The sequence below is a fragment of the Rhizobium sp. BT04 genome (assembly GCF_030053135.1).
Classification (GTDB): domain Bacteria; phylum Pseudomonadota; class Alphaproteobacteria; order Rhizobiales; family Rhizobiaceae; genus Rhizobium; species Rhizobium binxianense.
This window is the reverse complement of sequence record NZ_CP125652.1, coordinates 1962705-1981111: the sequence shown is the minus strand read 5'-3', so window position 1 is coordinate 1981111 and position 18407 is coordinate 1962705. Positions and strand designations below refer to the sequence as shown.

Annotated in this window: 14 protein-coding genes; 9 read left to right on the top strand and 5 right to left on the bottom strand. The window is 60.3% G+C overall.

Features of this window, described 5'->3' with window-relative positions; translation table 11 throughout:
- Positions 1 to 57: 57 nt before the first annotated feature.
- The gene (locus QMO82_RS18295) at positions 58 to 546 is read left to right on the top strand and encodes a paraquat-inducible protein A (protein WP_246718295.1); all 489 of its coding nucleotides are present in this window, start codon (positions 58 to 60) and stop codon (positions 544 to 546) included.
- Positions 547 to 569: 23 nt separating this feature from the next.
- On the opposite strand, the gene QMO82_RS18290 is transcribed toward QMO82_RS18295, so the two are convergent.
- The 3 genes from QMO82_RS18290 to cysQ form a co-directional block, all read right to left on the bottom strand.
- Entirely contained in the window at positions 570 to 845 is a 276-nt protein-coding gene (locus QMO82_RS18290) for a DUF1153 domain-containing protein (protein WP_007533628.1), read from the bottom strand.
- Between the two features lie 1124 nt (positions 846 to 1969).
- A complete protein-coding gene (locus tag QMO82_RS18285; protein ID WP_183607792.1) occupies positions 1970 to 2695 on the bottom strand; it encodes a sugar transferase in 726 nt (241 codons plus the stop codon).
- A 625-nt stretch (positions 2696 to 3320) separates the two neighbouring features.
- Positions 3321 to 4118 carry a 3'(2'),5'-bisphosphate nucleotidase CysQ gene (gene cysQ, locus QMO82_RS18280; RefSeq protein WP_183607793.1) on the bottom strand — a complete coding sequence of 266 codons (798 nt, stop codon included), beginning with the start codon at positions 4116 to 4118 and terminating at the stop codon, positions 3321 to 3323.
- Between the two features lie 538 nt (positions 4119 to 4656).
- Between cysQ and QMO82_RS18275 the strand changes: the two genes are divergently transcribed.
- The 6 genes from QMO82_RS18275 (at position 4657) to QMO82_RS18250 (ending at position 10185) form a co-directional block, all read left to right on the top strand.
- Positions 4657 to 5559, top strand: coding sequence for a branched-chain amino acid ABC transporter permease (locus tag QMO82_RS18275; protein ID WP_183607794.1), 903 nt, complete (start codon positions 4657 to 4659; stop codon positions 5557 to 5559).
- A gap of 4 nt (positions 5560 to 5563) precedes the next feature.
- Positions 5564 to 6955 (top strand): high-affinity branched-chain amino acid ABC transporter permease LivM, encoded by a 1392-nt coding sequence (livM, locus tag QMO82_RS18270; RefSeq protein WP_183607795.1) that lies wholly within the window; start codon positions 5564 to 5566, stop codon positions 6953 to 6955.
- The gene (locus QMO82_RS18265; RefSeq protein WP_183607796.1) at positions 6955 to 7833 is read left to right on the top strand and encodes an ABC transporter ATP-binding protein; all 879 of its coding nucleotides are present in this window, start codon (positions 6955 to 6957) and stop codon (positions 7831 to 7833) included. The genes livM and QMO82_RS18265 overlap by 1 nt, the downstream gene beginning before the upstream one ends.
- Positions 7833 to 8576 carry an ABC transporter ATP-binding protein gene (locus QMO82_RS18260; protein ID WP_183607797.1) on the top strand — a complete coding sequence of 248 codons (744 nt, stop codon included), beginning with the start codon at positions 7833 to 7835 and terminating at the stop codon, positions 8574 to 8576. Before QMO82_RS18265 ends, QMO82_RS18260 begins: the two co-directional genes overlap by 1 nt.
- Before the next feature lie 19 nt (positions 8577 to 8595).
- On the top strand, positions 8596 to 8949 hold the full coding sequence (locus QMO82_RS18255; RefSeq protein WP_097621323.1) for a DUF6867 family protein: 354 nt from the start codon (positions 8596 to 8598) through the stop codon (positions 8947 to 8949).
- A gap of 120 nt (positions 8950 to 9069) precedes the next feature.
- On the top strand, positions 9070 to 10185 hold the full coding sequence (locus tag QMO82_RS18250; protein ID WP_183607798.1) for a branched-chain amino acid ABC transporter substrate-binding protein: 1116 nt from the start codon (positions 9070 to 9072) through the stop codon (positions 10183 to 10185).
- Between the two features lie 264 nt (positions 10186 to 10449).
- On the opposite strand, the gene QMO82_RS18245 is transcribed toward QMO82_RS18250, so the two are convergent.
- Both QMO82_RS18245 and QMO82_RS18240 read right to left on the bottom strand, forming a co-directional pair.
- Entirely contained in the window at positions 10450 to 11367 is a 918-nt protein-coding gene (locus QMO82_RS18245; protein ID WP_183607799.1) for a response regulator transcription factor, read from the bottom strand.
- Complete coding sequence (locus QMO82_RS18240) at positions 11360 to 14746, bottom strand: ATP-binding protein (protein ID WP_183607800.1); 3387 nt, start codon at positions 14744 to 14746, stop codon at positions 11360 to 11362. The genes QMO82_RS18245 and QMO82_RS18240 overlap by 8 nt, the downstream gene beginning before the upstream one ends.
- 179 nt (positions 14747 to 14925) lie before the next feature.
- On the opposite strand from QMO82_RS18240, the gene QMO82_RS18235 reads away from it, so the two are divergent.
- The gene (locus QMO82_RS18235) at positions 14926 to 16830 is read left to right on the top strand and encodes a phosphatase PAP2 family protein (RefSeq protein WP_183607801.1); all 1905 of its coding nucleotides are present in this window, start codon (positions 14926 to 14928) and stop codon (positions 16828 to 16830) included.
- A 184-nt stretch (positions 16831 to 17014) separates the two neighbouring features.
- Positions 17015 to 18307, top strand: a complete 1293-nt coding sequence (urtA, locus tag QMO82_RS18230) for an urea ABC transporter substrate-binding protein (protein WP_183607802.1) — start codon at positions 17015 to 17017, stop codon at positions 18305 to 18307.
- Positions 18308 to 18407 lie beyond the last annotated feature (100 nt).

Sequence of the window (18407 nt, the reverse complement as noted above, 5' to 3'; positions counted from 1 at the left end):
GCACGAAGGAGACGGTGTGTTCATGCGAAATGTCGGATCCATATGAGGTGCAGGGCGATGAGCAGGGTTTTGTTGATCCGCCCGATCTTGCTCGTGGCAGCGCCGTTCTTTCTGGCGCTCGGCCTCGTCTTGCCGCTGGTTCGTTTCGAGACGCTGTATTTTTTCGACAAGACGCCGTCGCTTATCGAAATCATCGTCTCGCTTTGGAAGGGCGGGGATGAACTGCTGGCGGCGATCGTCGCGCTGGTTTCGGTCGTGCTCCCGTTTCTGAAGATGATCGGCATCACCGTGGAGGCGATGGGGATCACCGCAGAAGCGACGGCTGCCGGCGGCGGGGCCGGCAGCCTGTTTTATCGTCGCGTCGTGCCGCATCTGTCCAAGTGGTCAATGATGGACGTGCTGCTGGTCGCGATCGTCATTGCGGCGGCAAAGACGACGGGGCTGGCGGATGCCTTCACGCAGCCCGGCCTCTGGTGCTACGCGGCCTCGTCAATGATTTCGGGCCTTCTTCATTCCCTGATGGGAGATGCGTCCGGCCCGAAATAAATTTCATCGATATTGGTGTGCGATCAGTGGCGATATTGCTGGATGCGCGTGGTGCGCAGGCCGGCAAGGCCATGGCTGTTGATCGACGACTGCCAGGAGAGGAATTCTTCGACCGTCAGCGTGTAACGCTCGCAGGCCTCTTCCAAGCTCAACAGGCCACCGCGAACCGCCGCGACAACCTCTGCCTTCCGGCGAATCACCCAGCGCCGCGTATTGGGCGGCGGCAGATCCGCGATCGTCAGGGGGCTGCCATCGGGGCCGATGACATATTTCACTCGAGGACGTATCATTTCGGTCATTGGACTCTCTACACAACGCAAGACCACGGACGTCACTCTAGCCTGCCACATTTAAAATTTGCCTAAACCCATCGTAAGACTTTGATAACAAATTTAGACGCCGTCCGGCCCGGATTGGGGGTAGTTGACGGCCGCCACGTGAATTTGTCGGAGTGAATAAGACCCGGTTTGCCGGGACAATTTTCTAAGCGCCGCAAAGTGAGAATGAGCGCAAAACGTCGTCTCTGTTCTTCCCACTGTATCGACCCAATCCAGTTCGTGCCTTTGACGCTTCGTGTCCTCGGGATGCGGGCAAAAGCCGTCTTTCCTGATGCTTCGACGCAAGCTTCTCGTTGCCGGCGGCGGGGCGGGGCCGAAGCCCAGGATGTGAGGCTAAGGATAAAAAGACGGGAGCGGGCAGCCGATGACTGCGCTGAGAATGCTGCATTTTCGCCGTCATAGACCGAGGACGCCGGGATTCGGCCGACGCCATGGCCCGGTTGGGCGAGATGGCGATGCTTGCGGGCTTCGATATCTTTCTACTCTCGGTTTTCCCGCGGTGCGCGACCGCGCGGCTTTCATCGAAACCTGTCGATCAGCAACCGGCCGCAGGATCTCGTCGAGTACGCCACCGCTGATCTCTTCTGTTGCGGCAGGCCGGTCACCGCGATGAAGCGGACGATCGTACCGATCTTCCGTGAGGAGGAGCCATTTGCGGTCAGCGCCGCCAATCAGGAAAGCCGCCGGGCTGAAGAATAGCTTCGCCTGCGTTGCACGACGCTGCCCTGAAACAATACATCTTCGCCTTCTCGGGCAACTGTCCCATGCAAGAAAAGGCGATGGCGCTGCTCCGAGGCTGAACCGACACGAAATCGGATGTCTGCGCTGATCTGAGGCCGGCAAGAGCAGCGACGAGACGCGATCATTCTCGATCTCTCGTCGCAAATGGTGGGTTATCTGAAGAGCGGGATGCGCAAGCTTGATTCGCTCGGCCGCATGCAGGCGGGTTATCCCGGAACCGCTGACACCTCCGGTGCATTCAAGCCCGTCACTGCGCGCTTCAGGCTCCGTTTAACGCATGTAGGCCAAAACCGATGCACGGTTTTGGCCTACATAAGTTAAGGCAGCCGGTCTTCTCGGAAAACTTAGAAGCCTTTTCCGCGGGTCAGCTCCGACACGACGGTGCCGGCAATGATGCGGATATCCATCAAGATCGAAAAATTGCCGACGTAATAGAGATCGCTGGCGATGCGGGCGCGCGCCTTGGCCGGACGATCGGTCGGGCCGCGCAGGCCGCGCATCTGGGCAAGACCCGTCATGCCGGGGCGCATGGCGTGGCGCTGATGATATTCCGGCACAAGCTCTTCGTAGAGCATGCCGCCAGCGCGCATGCCGATCGCATGGCAGCGCGGACCGACGACGGACATGTCGCCCATCAGCACGTTCAGCAGCTGCGGCAGCTCATCGACGTTCGTGCGGCGAAGTATGGCACCGATACGGGTGATACGCGGGTCGTTCTTCACCGTCTGGGCAACACCCGAGACATCGCAGAGATCGGTGCGCATGGAGCGGAACTTGTAGACCTTGATGGCCTTGCAGTTCTTGCCCCAGCGGGTCTGCTTGAAGAGCACCGGTCCCGGGCTGTCGAGCTTGATCAGCAGCGCGACGAAAAGAAGGAAGGGGGCAAGGACGAGGAGGGCGCTCAACGACGAAACGATGTCGAACGCCCGCTTCAGGGCGATGTCCATCAGCGGCGCCTGCGGCGCATCGCTATGGATGACAGGGGTCTGAATCTTCAGGCTCGGCTGCTGGCGGCGGCTCGGCCGGAAGGAGTCAGTCGAAATGCTGTTGTTTAGTTCCGTGATGCTCAAGGATCGTACTCTGTTGTCTTCGAGGGGCGCGGCGGCAATAGGCGATCAATGGTTAACCCTGTCACCAGGGGTGCACTCAGGTCTTGGTAACCCTACTAAAACGGAAAAATGCGACAATTGTGTAATGGTGTCCAGAGAAATATCGCATCGCAATAAATCTTTCGCATGTGCGTTAAGTTGAGGCAAGCTCATGATATTTTGTTAATAATTGGAATTTCGTCAAAGTTTTTAGGCCTTTGGCGAGGGCTTCCAGGGGTGGTCCGACGTGCGGTTTCGGCACGCGACGGTTACTCGTTAACCGATATTTTTAACCGGATACCAGGCAAAATTTTTTCGTGAAGATGCCCGGTCGGCATCGAAGTGTGTCAAAATATGACAAAATCAAGGCGGGGTCGGCAGCATCCGGCACGGAAGATTCGGCGAATCGGATTCGCGCCGGGAATCGCTTGCCCCATCCTGGCGTTGCAAATCACACTCTGCAGCTGTCCGCGTTCAAAGCTGTGCAGACAGCGGCCTTAAAGACGGGGGCGAACGGGAGCCACGTGCCGAGGCCGGCGACAGGCACGAGTATCGCGTGGTGCGAGGGATTTGCCCGGTGTCGGTCGTTGGTGCCTATTGCGGGAGACTACGCAGGTTCGAGGATGCGCTTCCTGCCGCCCCATGAGATGAAGTTCGGGTTGGCGAAGTCGAAATCGGCCGCGGTTCCGGTCTTGCCGTAGGTCAGCGGCGCTCCGTCGAGCGTCACCGTCGAACCGCCGGCGGCGCGCAGCACCGCATCTCCGGCCGCGGTGTCCCATTCCATCGTGCGGGTAAAACGCGGATAGACGTCGGCCTTGCCTTCGGCCAGCAGGCAGAACTTCAGCGAGGAGCCGATATTGGTGCATTTGAAGATCGCGTGATCGGCAAGGAAGCTCCCGGTCTCCGGGCTGTTGTGGCGAAGGCTTGCAAGCGCCAGCCTGTCGGCCGGCTGTTCGCGCACGGCGATTGCTGTGCGTGCGCCAACCGCGAAATCGTCGGTGACGACAAGCCTTTCGGCCCGTCCGCGTTCTCCGGAGAAGGCAAGCCCGAGCGCCGGCGCGTAGACGATGCCGGCTACCGGGGCGCCGCTTTCGATATAGGCGATGTTGACGGTGAATTCCTGCCGTCCGTCGACGAATTCGCGCGTGCCGTCGAGAGGATCGACGAGGAAGAAGCCTCGGCCGGCGATATCGGGCACTTTTCCGGCGGCGACCGATTCTTCCGCCACGACGGGTATTTCGGGATAATCTCTGGCGAGATGAGCGAGGATGATGCGTTCGGCCTCCTCGTCGGCGACCGTGACCGGACTTGCATCCGCTTTCATGGCGACTGGGAAGCCTTCGCGCAAGACCGTGATAATGGCCCTGCCGGCTTCGAGCGCCGCCCTTTCAAATGTCCTCAGCATTGTCCTTTTGCCGTTTCGCCACGCGGGCCGAGCACCCCACTGTCGCTCGTCCGCAACCATCCCTGTCACCACAGATACTTGATATGGTGTTTCCCGTCGCGCTCCGCATCCCCGATAACGCCGTTCAAGATGCTACCATAAGCTTTCAGCCTTGTCAGACGAAGATGGGGCATTTGCTGGTGAAATGGAATTCGTAAAAGCAGCCGGCTTGAGGTTTGAATTTGCGCCATCTTCCACTTCTATGGAATAGCTTGCGCAGCAAGCAGCGCAGGGAATCGCCGTAACATCTGCGGATGGTTAACTCAGTGGCAGTCTCTGACTGAAAATACGCCCTTCCTTGCTGATTTTCTGTGGATTTTGGTTCAAAATGCGCCACTTTGGCCTGTTCGGGCAAGAATTTGACGGAGTAAATCCTTTTTGTCTTCACATTTTCAACGAAACCGGTATGCATTCGGCCTATGAGGTTCTCTGAAACGGGGAACCAAAGAACCAAAAAGAGATGCAGCCTGTTCGGCTCGCATCCAGGGGAAAACGACATATGGAGTATTTCGTCCAGCAGCTCTTCAATGGGCTGACGCTTGGATCCATCTATGGCCTAGTGGCTATTGGCTATACGATGGTTTACGGCATTATCGGCATGATCAATTTCGCCCATGGCGACATCTTCATGCTCGGTGGTTTCGCCGCTCTTATCGTCTTTCTCGTCCTCACATCCATCTTCGCAGGTCTTCCGGTGGCGGTTCTGCTGCTGGCGATGCTTGTTGTCGCGATGCTGATGACGAGTTTATGGAATTGGACGATCGAGCGCGTCGCATATCGTCCGCTGCGCGGTTCTTTCCGCCTGGCGCCGCTAATCACCGCGATCGGCATGTCGATCACGCTCTCCAACTTCATCCAGGTGACGCAAGGTCCGCGCAACAAGCCGATCCCGCCGATGGTGAGTTCGGTTTACCAATTCGGCAACATCTCGGTGTCGCTGAAGCAGATCATCATCATCGTCATCACGGCGGTGCTGCTCACGATCTTCTGGTATATCGTCAATCGTACCGCACTCGGCCGTGCCCAGCGCGCCACGGAGCAGGACCGTAAAATGGCGGCACTGCTCGGCGTCAATGTCGACCAGACGATCTCGATCACCTTCGTCATGGGCGCGGCGCTGGCTGCCGTCGCCGGCACGATGTATCTGATGTATTATGGCGTTGCTTCGTTCGCCGATGGCTTCACGCCGGGTGTGAAGGCATTTACCGCGGCTGTTCTCGGCGGCATCGGCTCGTTGCCGGGCGCCGTTCTCGGCGGGTTGATGATCGGCCTCATCGAATCGCTGTGGTCGGCCTATTTCACCATCGCGTACAAGGATGTCGCGACCTTCGCCATCCTCGCTTTCGTGCTGATCTTCAAGCCGACAGGTATCCTTGGACGGCCGGAAGTCGAGAAGGTATAACGTCATGGCAAACATTACGAATTCTGCAGGCAAGCCCGATGCCGGACTTGTCCGCAAAGGCCTTACCGAAGCCCTTTTCGCCGCCGTCCTGTCGTTCGGCATGTTCGTTCTCTATGTCGGCCTCAAGACCGACCAGAACATCAACAATGAGTTGATCATCGTCCAGCGCTGGGGCCTGCTTGCGATCTTCGTCGCAATCGCCGCCATCGGGCGATTCGCCACGGTGGTTTTCCTGAGGCCGCATCTTGACAGCCGCAAGCTGGCAAAGGCGAGACAGGGCGAACTCGACATTTCGACCGAGAAGAGCTTCTTCCATCGGCATTTCCTGAAGATCGCACTGCTTGCGCTGGCGCTCTATCCTGTGGTGATCGTGGCGCTTGTCGGTGCTCAGGGCTCGCTGAAGTGGGTCGACAACTTCGGTATCCAGATCCTGATCTACGTGATGCTCGCCTGGGGGCTCAACATCGTCGTCGGCCTCGCCGGCCTGCTCGATCTCGGCTATGTCGCCTTCTATGCCGTCGGCGCCTATTCCTACGCGCTGCTGTCCAGCTATTTCGGCTTGTCCTTCTGGGTGCTGCTGCCGCTTTCGGGTATCTTCGCGGCACTCTGGGGCGTCATTCTCGGCTTCCCGGTGCTGCGCCTCCGCGGCGATTACCTCGCCATCGTGACGCTTGCCTTCGGTGAAATCATTCGCCTCGTCCTCATCAACTGGACTGACGTGACGAAGGGCACCTTCGGTATCTCGAGCATTCCGAAGGCAACGCTCTTCGGTATCCCCTTCGATGCAACGGCGGGCGGCTTTGCCAAGCTCTTCCACCTGCCGATGTCTTCTGCCTACTACAAGATCTTCCTCTTCTATCTCATTCTGCTGCTCTGCATGCTGACGGCCTATGTCACCATCCGGCTGCGTCGCATGCCGATCGGGCGTGCCTGGGAAGCGTTGCGTGAAGACGAGATTGCCTGCCGTTCACTCGGCATCAACACGGTGACGACCAAACTCACGGCATTTGCAACGGGTGCGATGTTCGGGGGCTTTGCAGGCTCGTTCTTCGCAGCGCGCCAGGGCTTCGTCTCGCCGGAATCCTTCGTCTTCCTGGAATCGGCCGTTGTTCTCGCCATCGTCGTTCTCGGCGGCATGGGCTCGCTGACCGGCATCGCGATCGCCGCGATCGTCATGGTCGGAGGCACCGAAGCGCTGCGCGAAATGGACTTCCTGAAAGCGATCTTCGGGCCTGACTTCACGCCGGAACTCTACCGCATGCTGCTCTTCGGTCTCGCCATGGTCGTCGTCATGCTGTTCAAACCGCGTGGTTTCGTCGGCTCACGTGAACCGACTGCCTTCCTCAAAGAGCGCAGGGCGATATCCGGAAGCTTCATCAAGGAGGGCCATGGTTGATGAGCCCGGTAGTAACGAACACGATGTCTGACGACACTCTTCTCAAGGTCGAACACCTGTCGATGAAGTTTGGCGGCCTGATGGCCATCAACGACTTCTCCTTCGAAGCCAAGCGCGGCGATATCACTGCGCTGATCGGGCCGAACGGCGCCGGCAAGACCACTGTCTTCAACTGCATCACCGGCTTCTACAAGCCGACGATGGGCATGATCACGCTCAACCAGAAGAGCGGCAAGCAATATCTGCTGGAGCGTCTGCCGGACTTTCGCATCACCAAGGAAGCGAAGGTGGCGCGCACCTTCCAGAACATCCGGCTGTTTTCCGGTCTGACTGTTCTCGAAAACCTGCTCGTTGCCCAGCACAACAAGCTGATGAAGGCGTCGGGTTATACCATCCTCGGCCTTATCGGCGTCGGTCCCTATAAGCGGGAGGCAGCCGGAGCGATCGAGCTTGCCCGCTTCTGGCTTGAGAAGGCCGACCTGATTGACCGCGCCGACGATCCCGCCGGCGATCTGCCCTACGGCGCCCAGCGGCGCCTCGAAATCGCCCGCGCCATGTGCACCGGTCCGGAACTGCTTTGCCTGGACGAACCGGCTGCGGGCCTGAACCCACGGGAATCGGCAACGCTTAACGCGCTGCTGCAGAATATCCGTGCCGAAACCGGAACGTCCATTCTGCTCATCGAGCATGACATGTCGGTGGTCATGGAAATTTCAGACCACGTCGTCGTTCTCGAATACGGCCAGAAGATTTCGGATGGCACGCCGGATCACGTGAAGAACGATCCGAGGGTCATCGCGGCCTATCTCGGTGTCGAGGATGAAGAAGTGGAAGAGGTGATCGCGACCGTCGAGCAGCTCGAAGGAGGCGCAAACTGATGGGCGATGAAGTAATGACGGGTCAACCGCTCCTTCAGGTGAATGGCGTCGAAACCTATTATGGCAATATCCGTGCGCTGGCCGGCATCGATGTCCAGGTCAACAAAGGCGAGATCGTCAGCCTGATCGGTGCCAACGGCGCCGGCAAGTCGACACTGATGATGACGATCTGCGGCAGTCCGCAGGCCCGCACGGGGTCGGTCCTCTTCGAGGGCCGCGACATCACCCGCATGCCGACGCATGAAATCGCTCGCCTGCGCATCGCGCAGTCACCTGAAGGCCGCCGCATCTTCCCGCGCATGACGGTTCTGGAAAACCTTCAGATGGGCGCCGGCCTCGACAATCTCAAATACTTCGCCGAAGACGTCGAGAAGATCTTCACGCTTTTCCCGCGTCTGAAGGAACGTCACGCCCAGCGTGGCGGAACACTGTCGGGCGGCGAGCAGCAGATGCTGTCGATCGGCCGCGCGCTGATGGCGCGCCCGAAACTGCTTCTTCTCGACGAACCCTCGCTCGGTCTTGCGCCGCTGATCGTCAAGGGCATCTTCGAGGCGATCAAGAAGCTCAACGAGGCGGAGGGGCTGACTGTTTTCCTGGTCGAGCAGAACGCGTTTGCCGCCCTCAGGCTTTCGCACCGCGCCTACGTGATGGTGAACGGCAAGGTGACGATGAGTGGCTCCGGCAAGGAACTTCTCGCCAATTCCGAGGTCCGCGCTGCCTATCTCGAAGGCGGAAGACATTAGGTCGAAAGGAGAGTTTGATATGCAGGGACTTTTCTTCGAAGGCGATGCCGGCCCCCTTGTGGCGATCCGCGTCATTGTCGTGCTCTTGGGCTTCTGGACGGCGTGGCGTGCCGGCAAAGCGGTCGCCGAGGGCTGGAACAACTATCCGCTGGCCGTCGTCTACACCTTCCTGCTGGCCTGGGCGATGCAGTTCCTGCACCATGCCCTGTTCAATGGGCCGATGCTCGACGCTTTCTACTACATCATCGATTTCGTGACGCTGCTGGTCTTTTCGACGGCCGGCTTCCGCTACCGCCGCACCAATCAGATGGTCAACAACTATTACTGGCTGTACGAAAAAACTTCCGCGTTCTCGTGGAAGGACAAACATTGACAGTCCGTTGAAACTAGGCATGAATTGCCTTCCGAGTGGAACAGCTTCCCTGGCGCAGTCAATGGTGGGTTAATGCGCCGGGTCTCGACCGAAACCCGCCCAAAAATTGGGAGTAACAATATGAAGAAGTCTCTTCTGTCGGCAGTGGCTCTGACGGCGATGGTCGCCTTCAGCGGCAACGCTTGGGCCGACGTCCTCATCGCTGTCGCTGGTCCGCTGACTGGCCCGAACGCCGCATTCGGCGCTCAGCTTCAGAAGGGTGCCGAGCAGGCGGCCGCCGATATCAACGCCGCCGGCGGCATCAACGGCGAGCAGATCAAGCTCGAGCTCGGCGACGACGTCTCCGACCCGAAGCAGGGCATTTCGGTCGCCAACAAGTTCGTTGCTGACGGTGTCAAGTTCGTCGTCGGCCACTTCAACTCGGGTGTTTCGATCCCGGCTTCGGAAGTCTATGCCGAAAACGGCATCCTCGAAATCACCCCCGCCGCAACGAACCCGAAGTTTACGGAACGGGGCCTCTGGAACACGTTCCGCACCTGCGGCCGTGACGACCAGCAGGGCGCCATCGCCGGCAAGTATCTTGCCGACCACTTCAAGGACGCCAAGATCGCCGTCGTTCACGACAAGACCCCCTATGGTCAGGGCCTCGCTGATGAAACCAAGAAGGCGATGAATGCCGCCGGCCTCACCGAAGTCATCTATGAAGGCATCAATGTCGGCGACAAGGACTTCTCCGCCCTCATCGCCAAGATGAAGGAAGCCGGCGTCTCGATCATCTATTGGGGTGGCCTGCACACTGAAGCCGGTCTCATCATCCGTCAGGCAGCCGACCAGGGCCTGAAGGCAACGCTGGTTTCGGGCGACGGTATCGTTTCGAACGAACTGGCCTCGATCGCTGGTGACGCTGTCGCCGGTACGCTGAACACCTTCGGTCCCGATCCGACGCTGAACCCGGCCAACAAGGAACTCGTCGAAAAGTTCAAGGCCGCTGGTTTCAACCCGGAAGCCTACACGCTCTATTCCTACGCTGCGATGCAGGCGATCGCCGGTGCCGCCAAGGCTGCCGGTTCGACGGATGCAGAAGCCGTTGCCACGGCCATGAAGGAAAAGGGTCCGTTCCCGACCGTTCTCGGCGACATCTCGTTCGACGAAAAGGGCGACCCGAAGATCCCCGGCTACATCATGTATGAGTGGAAGAAGGGTCCGGACGGCAAGTACAGCTACTTCCCGCAGTAAGCTTTCCCCATTCTGGGACATGACTATCGAAGCCCGGTTCCGACCGGGCTTCTTTTTTGGACGGTTGCATTCTATTCCGCCTGGGTTGCTGCCAAGTCTCGGCAGCGCCCGGGAAGAGACGCGGACTGCCAAGCCATGCGGACCTCCCGACGAATCATCGCGGGAGTGTCAGGCATGTCTCCGAACATCTGTCAGCTATGTATCAGGGGGCCGTACAACAGGTGGGGAGTTGGCCGGCAGGCCAGAGGGGAGTTTAATATTTTCTCACATCTCGTGCAGCACATGCGTCGCCTTCACGGCGGCTGACGCCCGGTTTTCGACGCCGAGCTTCACGTAGATCTGTTCGAGGTGCTTGTTCACCGTGCGCGCCGACAGTCCCAATATTTCGCCGATGTCACGGTTGGCTTTGCCCTTGGCGATCCAGAGCAGCACTTCGGATTCACGCTGGGTCAGCGAAAAGCGCTGGCGCAGCATCTCGTCGTCGCTGCGCTGATTGGCGGCGGTGAGGCGGAAGAGATATTCGTCGGGGCCGATCGCGCCGAGGAAGGCGAGCTGCAGTGCCGCCTGGCCGGCATGGGCGATCGAGATGACGCCGTCGCGCATCGCGGCGACGCGGTCGCGCATCCAGCCGGCGATATGGCGGACGACGATGTCCATGCCGTCGTCGCTGCCCATGGCGGCATTGACCAGCCGTGTTGCCTGCGGCGTCGACCAGTGGATGGCGCCGTCGCCTTTGACTGCCAGCAGATGACGGCCGGCTGCGTCGAGTGCCACGCGGGCGCTTTGGGCCGAGCGAGCGTTGCGCAGATGGACGCGGATGCGGGCGCGCAATTCGTCGATGTTGATCGGCTTGCTGAGATAATCGACACCGCCGGATTCCAGCGCGTGCACGACATGCTCGGTCTCGGTCAGGCCGGTCATGAAGATGACAGGCACCTGCGCTACAGCGGCATTCGCTTTCAGTCTGCGGCAGGTTTCGAAGCCATCCATCGCGGGCATGACGGCGTCGAGCAGGATGAGATCGGGTGTGATGCGCTCGACGATACCAAGTGCTGCCGTGCCTGACGTAGCGATCAGCACCGAGAAGCCGGATTGTTCTAGCGCGTCGGTCAGGAAGCCGAGCGCTTCGGGCGAGTCGTCGACGAGCAGAACGATGTCGCGGGGGAGGGCCGGCTCAGCCAATGGATTCCACCTTTTTGTCGAAGTCGTGCAGGAAGGTCATGAAGCCGGCGAGATCGAAGGCGGCGACATAGGCGTGGAGTTTCTCGGTGAATGGCTGATTTGCCTCCACCTTGGCAAGGTCCGAAAGCTTGGCTTCGATACCTCTGATATAGCCGATCTCGCCGAGCCGCAGCAATTCCTGCACATGCGCGGCACCGGGGCTCAGCATCGGCGCTTCCGTCTTGACGGAAATGGCAGGCGCGGCGTCGGCATAGATCCATTTCAGGCCAAGATGCAAAGCGAGCTTGTCCCGCAGCTGACGGATGTCGACCGGCTTGCCGATGGCATCATTGTGGCTGTCGTCACTGTCGCCGAGAACCGCCGCATCGCCGATATTGGCCGAAAGCATCAGCACCGGCGCCGTCTGACCGGCCTCGCGCAGACGTGAGACGAGCTGCCAGCCGTTCATGCCGGGCATTAGGATATCGACCAGGAAGAGGTCCGGTATAATTCCCTCGATCAGCGTCAGGCATTCGGCACCGCCAGCCGCCGTCAGCACGATGAAATCGAGCGGCGCCAGGATTTCGCGCATCATCTCGCGATGGTCTTCGTTATCGTCGACGACAACGATCGTGCGGCGCGGGCCTTCGTAACCGACGATGCGTTTTTCCTGCGGTGCGGCGGCCACGGCGCGCATGACGGCGGACAGCATCAGCCGGACGCGGAAGGTCGAACCCTCATCCTTGATGCTCGATACCGCAATCTCGCCGCCGAGCGTATTGGTCAGCAGCCGGGTGATGGTGAGGCCGAGGCCGAGGCCCGGCATCGGCCGCACGCTTTCGGCCTCGCCGCGCTGGAAGGGTTCATAGATGCGGGGCAAGTCCTTTTCAGTAATGCCGCGGCCCGTATCGGTGACGGTGAACGTCGCAACCTGGCTGCGATAGCCGACATCGAAAGTGACGCTGCCTTCATCGGTGAATTTGATGGCATTGGAGAGCAGGTTGACGAGGATCTGGCGCAAGCGCTTTTCGTCGGTACGGACGAATTGCGGTAAGGCCGGCGAGCGCTCATGGGTAAAGGCGAGCCCCTTTGCCTGCGCCTGCGGGCGGAACATGTCGACGATCTGATCGAGGAAATCCTGGATGTTGATCTCGTTGGAATAGACCTGCAGGCGTCCGGCTTCGATCTTGGAAATATCCAGCAGGCCGTCGATCAGTCCGGAGAGGTGTTCGGCGCTGCGACGGATGACCTTGATCGAGGATTGGCGCGGCACCGGGATCGTCTCGTCGCGCTCGAGGATCTGGGCATAACCGAGCACGGCATTCAACGGCGTGCGTAGCTCGTGGCTGAGGCCGACGACATAGCGGCTCTTGGCGCGGTTGGCGGCCTCGGCCGTCTCCTTGGCGTTCTGCAAGGCGGCGTCGGTCTTCTTGTGGGCGGCGATTTCCTTGAGCAGCAGCGTGTTCTGGCGCGAGGATTCCTCCTCGGCGACGACGCGGCTGTCATGAGCGAGCACATAGAACCAGCAGACGACGCCTGAGATCACCGAGAAGACGAAGAAGACGATCAGGATGGTCCGGTTGACGACCTCGGCTGTCTCCGGCGAGGCGGAAGCGACTTGATGGGCGATCATCGCGAGAATCGCGCCGATCGCGGTCAGCGCCAAAGCGACGGCGATGCCGTAGCGGCCGAGGCGCGTCGTCAGCTTGGCCAGAATGCTCTCCGGCAGCAGCGTCTTGGCGACGGTGCCGACCTGGGCGTTGAAACGGGCGGCCGGCTTGCACATGTCGTGACAACGGCTGTCGAGCGAGCAGCAGAGCGAGCAGATCGGTGCCGCATAGGCCGGGCACCAAGCCATGTCCTCCGGCTCGAAGGGGTGCTCGCAGACGGAGCAGGTGATGCTCGTCACGTTCTTCCAGCTCTGGCGCGGCTTGCGGGCGAGATAGAACTTGCCTTTCGTCGCCCAGGCGAGCGCCGGCGTGGCGACCAGCGCGATTGCGAGGGTGATGAAGGGGGCAAGCGAGGCGGCGGTCTCGCCGAAGGCGCCGAAATGGGCGATCAGCGACACCGTCGCCGACAATGTCATGGCGCCGAGGCCGACCGGGTTGATATCGTAGAGATGGGCGCGCTTGAACTCTATGCCTGGGGGAGCAAGGCCAAGTGGCTTGTTGATGAAGAGATCGGCGGAGATCGTGCAAAGCCAGGCCATGGCGATGATCGAGAAGATGCCGAGCGTTTCCTCGAGCAGCCTGTAGATCCCAAGCTCCATCAGGAGCAGGGCGATTGCGACGTTGAAGACCAGCCAGATGACGCGGCCGGGATGGCTGTGGGTCAGCCGCGAGAAAAAGTTCGACCAGGCGAGCGAGCCCGCATAGGCGTTCATCACGTTGATCTTCAGCTGCGAGACGACGACGAAGGCGGCCATCAACAGCAGCGCGGCATTGTGCCAGGGGACCATGTAACCGAAGGCGGTCAGGTACATCTGCGCCGGGTCGGCGGCGCGATCGAGCGGCACGCCTGACGTGAAGGTCAGCACGACGAGAAACGAACCGGCAAGCAGCTTCGGCGCGCCGATGATGACCCAGCCGGGACCGGCGAGGAAGATGGCGAGGCGATGGCGCCATTTGCGCTGCGGGTCGGGCGGCAGGAAGCGCAGGAAGTCCGCCTGTTCGCCGATCTGCGACATCAGCGCCAGGATGACGGCGGAGGCGGCGCCGAATTCGACGAGATTGAAATCCGCGACCGTGCCGGGCGGGCCGGAGGCGTGGCGGATGCCGGCAAAGGCGCGCCAGAGATCGAACTTTCCCCAGTCCATGAAGGCGATGAAGATGAAGGGCAGGATGTTCAGCACGATCCAGAAGGGCTGGGTCATCAGCTGGAACTTGCTGATCAGCCGCACGCCGTGCGTCACCAGCGGGATGACCATTACGGCGCTGATGATGTAACCGATCCAGAGTGGGATGCCGAGCGTCAGTTCCAGCGCGCCGGACATGATCGAAGCCTCGATCGCAAACAGCATGAAGGTAAAGCTAGCATAGATCAGCGAGGTGATGGTCGAGCCGATGTAGCCAAAGCCCGCGCCGCGGGTCAGAAGATCGATGTCGACGCCGTGGCGGATGGCATAACGGCTGATCGGCAGGCCGATCGCCAGCATGGCGATCGAAGCGACGATAATGGCATAGAAGGCATTGGTGGTGCCGTAGGACAGCGTGATCGCGCCGCCGATCGCCTCCAGCGCCAGGAAGGAGATCGCGCCGATTGCCGTCTGCGAGATGCGCTGCGATGAGAAATGGCGGGCGCTCTTTGCGGTAAAGCGCAGCGCATAATCTTCCAGCGTCTGGTTGGCGACCCAGCGATTGTATTCGCGTCTTACCGGAATGATGCGTTGGCGTGCTGCCATGTCTTCCTTCCGGCATTCCGGTTGGGCCCATCGTCTCTCAGGCACTCTTGGCGGGACGGGCGAGAAAGGCAAGAGGCGGGGCGCCGGCAGATTCACAGAACAGCAATATTTTTGAAACCGGTCTGTCACATAAGGGCTCTAACTCTCCCGCCGTTCGTTCAATCATTTCGGGTATCATCATGTCTGCTTTAAGCCTTTTCCGCCTGAGCACTGCCCTCGTCTGCCTCATTTCGATCGTGCCGTCGCTTGCCGCCGCCGAGCAGGCGACGGCGGCGAAAGCGCCTTATGCGGAGGCGGGAAACACGAACAAGCGTGGCGATGCTTGCTTCTCGACGGTGGATACCAATGCCGCCGTCCATCTTCTCTCTGGCTTCCTAGAAGTCTGGACGCCGCGCACGCCCTTCGTCGATGCCGGCGTTGAGGCACCGGCCAAGGACAATTGCCCTGCGGTGGCCAAGACGGATTGGGACGGCATTCCCTTCAGTAAGACCGATGGCCAGGTCCTCAACAAGCTCGTCCATGATGCGAATATCGCCTACGTCGTCAAAGCGACGAAGGCCCGGACGGCCGATCAGGCGGTCGCCGCCTATCTCGACGATCGGCGTGGCAAGAATGCCAGTATCGTCGACGGCCTTGGCCCGCTGACGGATGCCTGGAAGGCGGGCTCCAAGCAGACCACCACGATTACCGAAGTGGCCGCCGATGCGACGACCGTCAAATCCGACGACAAGGGCAACAATCGCGGCGCCGGCAGCAAGCCGGACACGGAAAACAAGACCGATGCCAACCCGGACATGGGCCTTGCCATCGATTTCATCAATGCCGCGAGTGGGGACGGCTCGACGGAGCCGGCCAAGCGCTATTTCAAATATGCCCGTCCCTATCGGTGGAGCCAGGATGTCTCGGTCGTCCCGACGCTCGAGCCCGCCAAGAACGGCAAGCCGGTTGAGGACGGCGGCTTCCCAAGCGGGCATACGGCAGAAGCCTGGCGCGATGCGCTCGCCATGGCCTATCTCGTGCCGCAGCGTTTTCAGGAAATGATCACGCGCGCCAGCGAAATGGGCGAAGACCGCATCCTTGCCGGCATGCATTCTCCACTCGACGTGATGGGCGGCCGCATGCTCGGCACCGCCACGGTCGTCTACAATCTGAACAAGGCCGACAATTCAGCGCTGAAGAGCGATGCTTACGCCCAAGCGCAGGCCTGGCTCATTGCCAAATCAGGCGTTACTGATGCCGGCGCGCTTGAAGTCGTCGCCCATGCAGCGCCGCTTGCCGCGGATCGTTTCGCCGATCATGACGCCAACCGCGCTTTCGTGCTGCAGCGCCTGAGCTATGGCCTGCCCACCATCCATGCGACCGATCAGCCGGCCCACGTGCCGCAGGGCGCAGAAGCGCTTCTCGAAACGCGTCTGCCCTATCTTGACGGCGAGCAGCGCCGCGACGTGCTGAGGACGACGGAGATCGCCTCGGGCTATCCGCTGCTCGACGATGCAGAAGGTTACGGCCGCCTCAACCTGTTTGCCGCGGCCGATGGTTACGGCGCCTTCGAACAGGATGTGACGGTGACGATGGACGCGGCAAAGGGCGGCTTCAATGCGATCGATAGCTGGCGGAACGATATTGGTGGCAAGGGCAAGCTGGTGAAGCGCGGCAGCGGCATTCTCGGCCTTTCCGGCACCAATAGCTATGCCGGCGGCACGGTGCTGGAAGAAGGCGTGCTGGTGGCAGGCTCGCCCTCGGCCTTTGGCACCGGCGGACTGACGGTAAACGGCGGCTCTCTCGTCCTGGCGGCCGATAAGCCCCTGACCGTCGGCGGTGATTACCAGCAGTTCGCCAATGCGGCGACGAAGCCGACGCTCGGTGCTGGCGGCGCAGGCATGTTGGTCATCGCTGGCAAGGCGGCGCTCTCCGGCGACCTCGCCGTGACGCTTGCCTCGGGCTACGCCCCGGCGCCCGGAACGAAGATCGAGATACTGAAGGCGGAAGCCGTTACCGGCATCTTCGACAGGTTCACCATCTCCGGCCACAGGGCAACCCTTTCCTATGGCCCTACATCGGTTACCCTGACGATCGGCGGATAATATCGAACCACAGGGCATCCCTTTCCGTGGGATGCCCTTCCTTGTTCTCGTTTGCCCGTTTGCCCCTTGCGCCTACGTCATTTGGCGTATGTGTTTTTGCGTTGCAGCACCCGATAGTCCCCACGGCAACAGTTAATTTCCGTTTCCGGCCTGTTGCGGAACAAGAAGAGGGGAGTTCAATCAGATGAATCTCAAATCCACTATTACGGGCGCAGCGCTCGGCGCGGTCATGGCCGCATCGGCCGCCTTCCACGGTGCGGTTGCTGCCGACGACACGATCAAGGTCGGCGTGCTGCATTCGCTTTCGGGCACGATGGCGATTTCCGAAACGACACTCAAAGACGCCATGCTGATGCTCATTGACGAGCAGAACAAGAAGGGCGGCCTTCTAGGCAAGAAGCTCGAAGCCGTCGTCGTCGATCCGGCTTCCGACTGGCCGCTGTTTGCCGAAAAGGCACGCGAGCTGATCCAGAAGGACAAGGTTGCCGCCGTCTTCGGTTGCTGGACGTCCTCGTCGCGCAAGTCCGTTCTGCCGGTTTTCGAAGAGCTGAATTCGCTGCTCTTCTATCCGGTCCAGTATGAAGGCGAAGAGTCTTCGCGCAACATCTTCTACACCGGTGCTGCTCCGAACCAGCAGGCCATTCCTGCTGTCGACTACCTGATGGAAAAAGAAGGCGTCAAGCGCTTCGTTCTCGAAGGTACGGACTACGTTTATCCGCGCACGACCAACAAGATTCTCGAGGCATACCTGATTTCGAAGGGTATTCCGAAAGAAGACATCATGACCAACTACACGCCGTTCGGCTTCTCCGACTGGCAGACCGAAGTTTCCAAGATCAAGGAATTCGGTTCGGCCGGCAAGAAGACCGCCGTCGTCTCGACGATCAACGGCGATGCCAACGTTCCCTTCTATAAGGAACTAGGTAACAAGGGCATCAAGGCAACCGACATTCCCGTCGTCGCTTTCTCGGTCGGCGAAGAAGAGCTTGCCGGTCTCGACACCAAGCCGCTCGTCGGCCATCTCGCCGCCTGGAACTACTTCGAATCGGTCGAAAGCCCGGCCAATAAGAAGTTCATCAAGGACTGGCACGCTTTCACCAAGAACGACAAGCGCGTGACCAACGACCCGATGGAAGCCGCCTATATCGGCTTCAACGCATGGGTTAAGGCCGTCCAGGCTGCCGGCACGACCGACACCGACAAGGTTCTCGACGCCATCATCGGCGTCAGCGTTCCGAACCTCTCCGGCGGCTATGCCACCGTCATGCCGAACCACCACATCACCAAGCCGGTGCTGATCGGTGAAATCCAGGCCAACGGCCAGTTCGAAATCGTCCAGCAGACACCCGCCGTCGTCGGTGACGAATGGTCCGACTACCTGCCTGACTCCAAGGACTTGATCTCCGATTGGCGCAAGCCGATGTCCTGCGGCAACTTCAACGTTGCGACGGGTAAGTGCGGTGGCAAGGGTTCCTGAGTACGACCCCGATCCGATGATTGCCTGAAGGCTTCCGTCCGGGTTTGATCCCGGGCGGACGCTCTGTCCCAGCGATCGCGCCGCGAGGCCAACACTATCA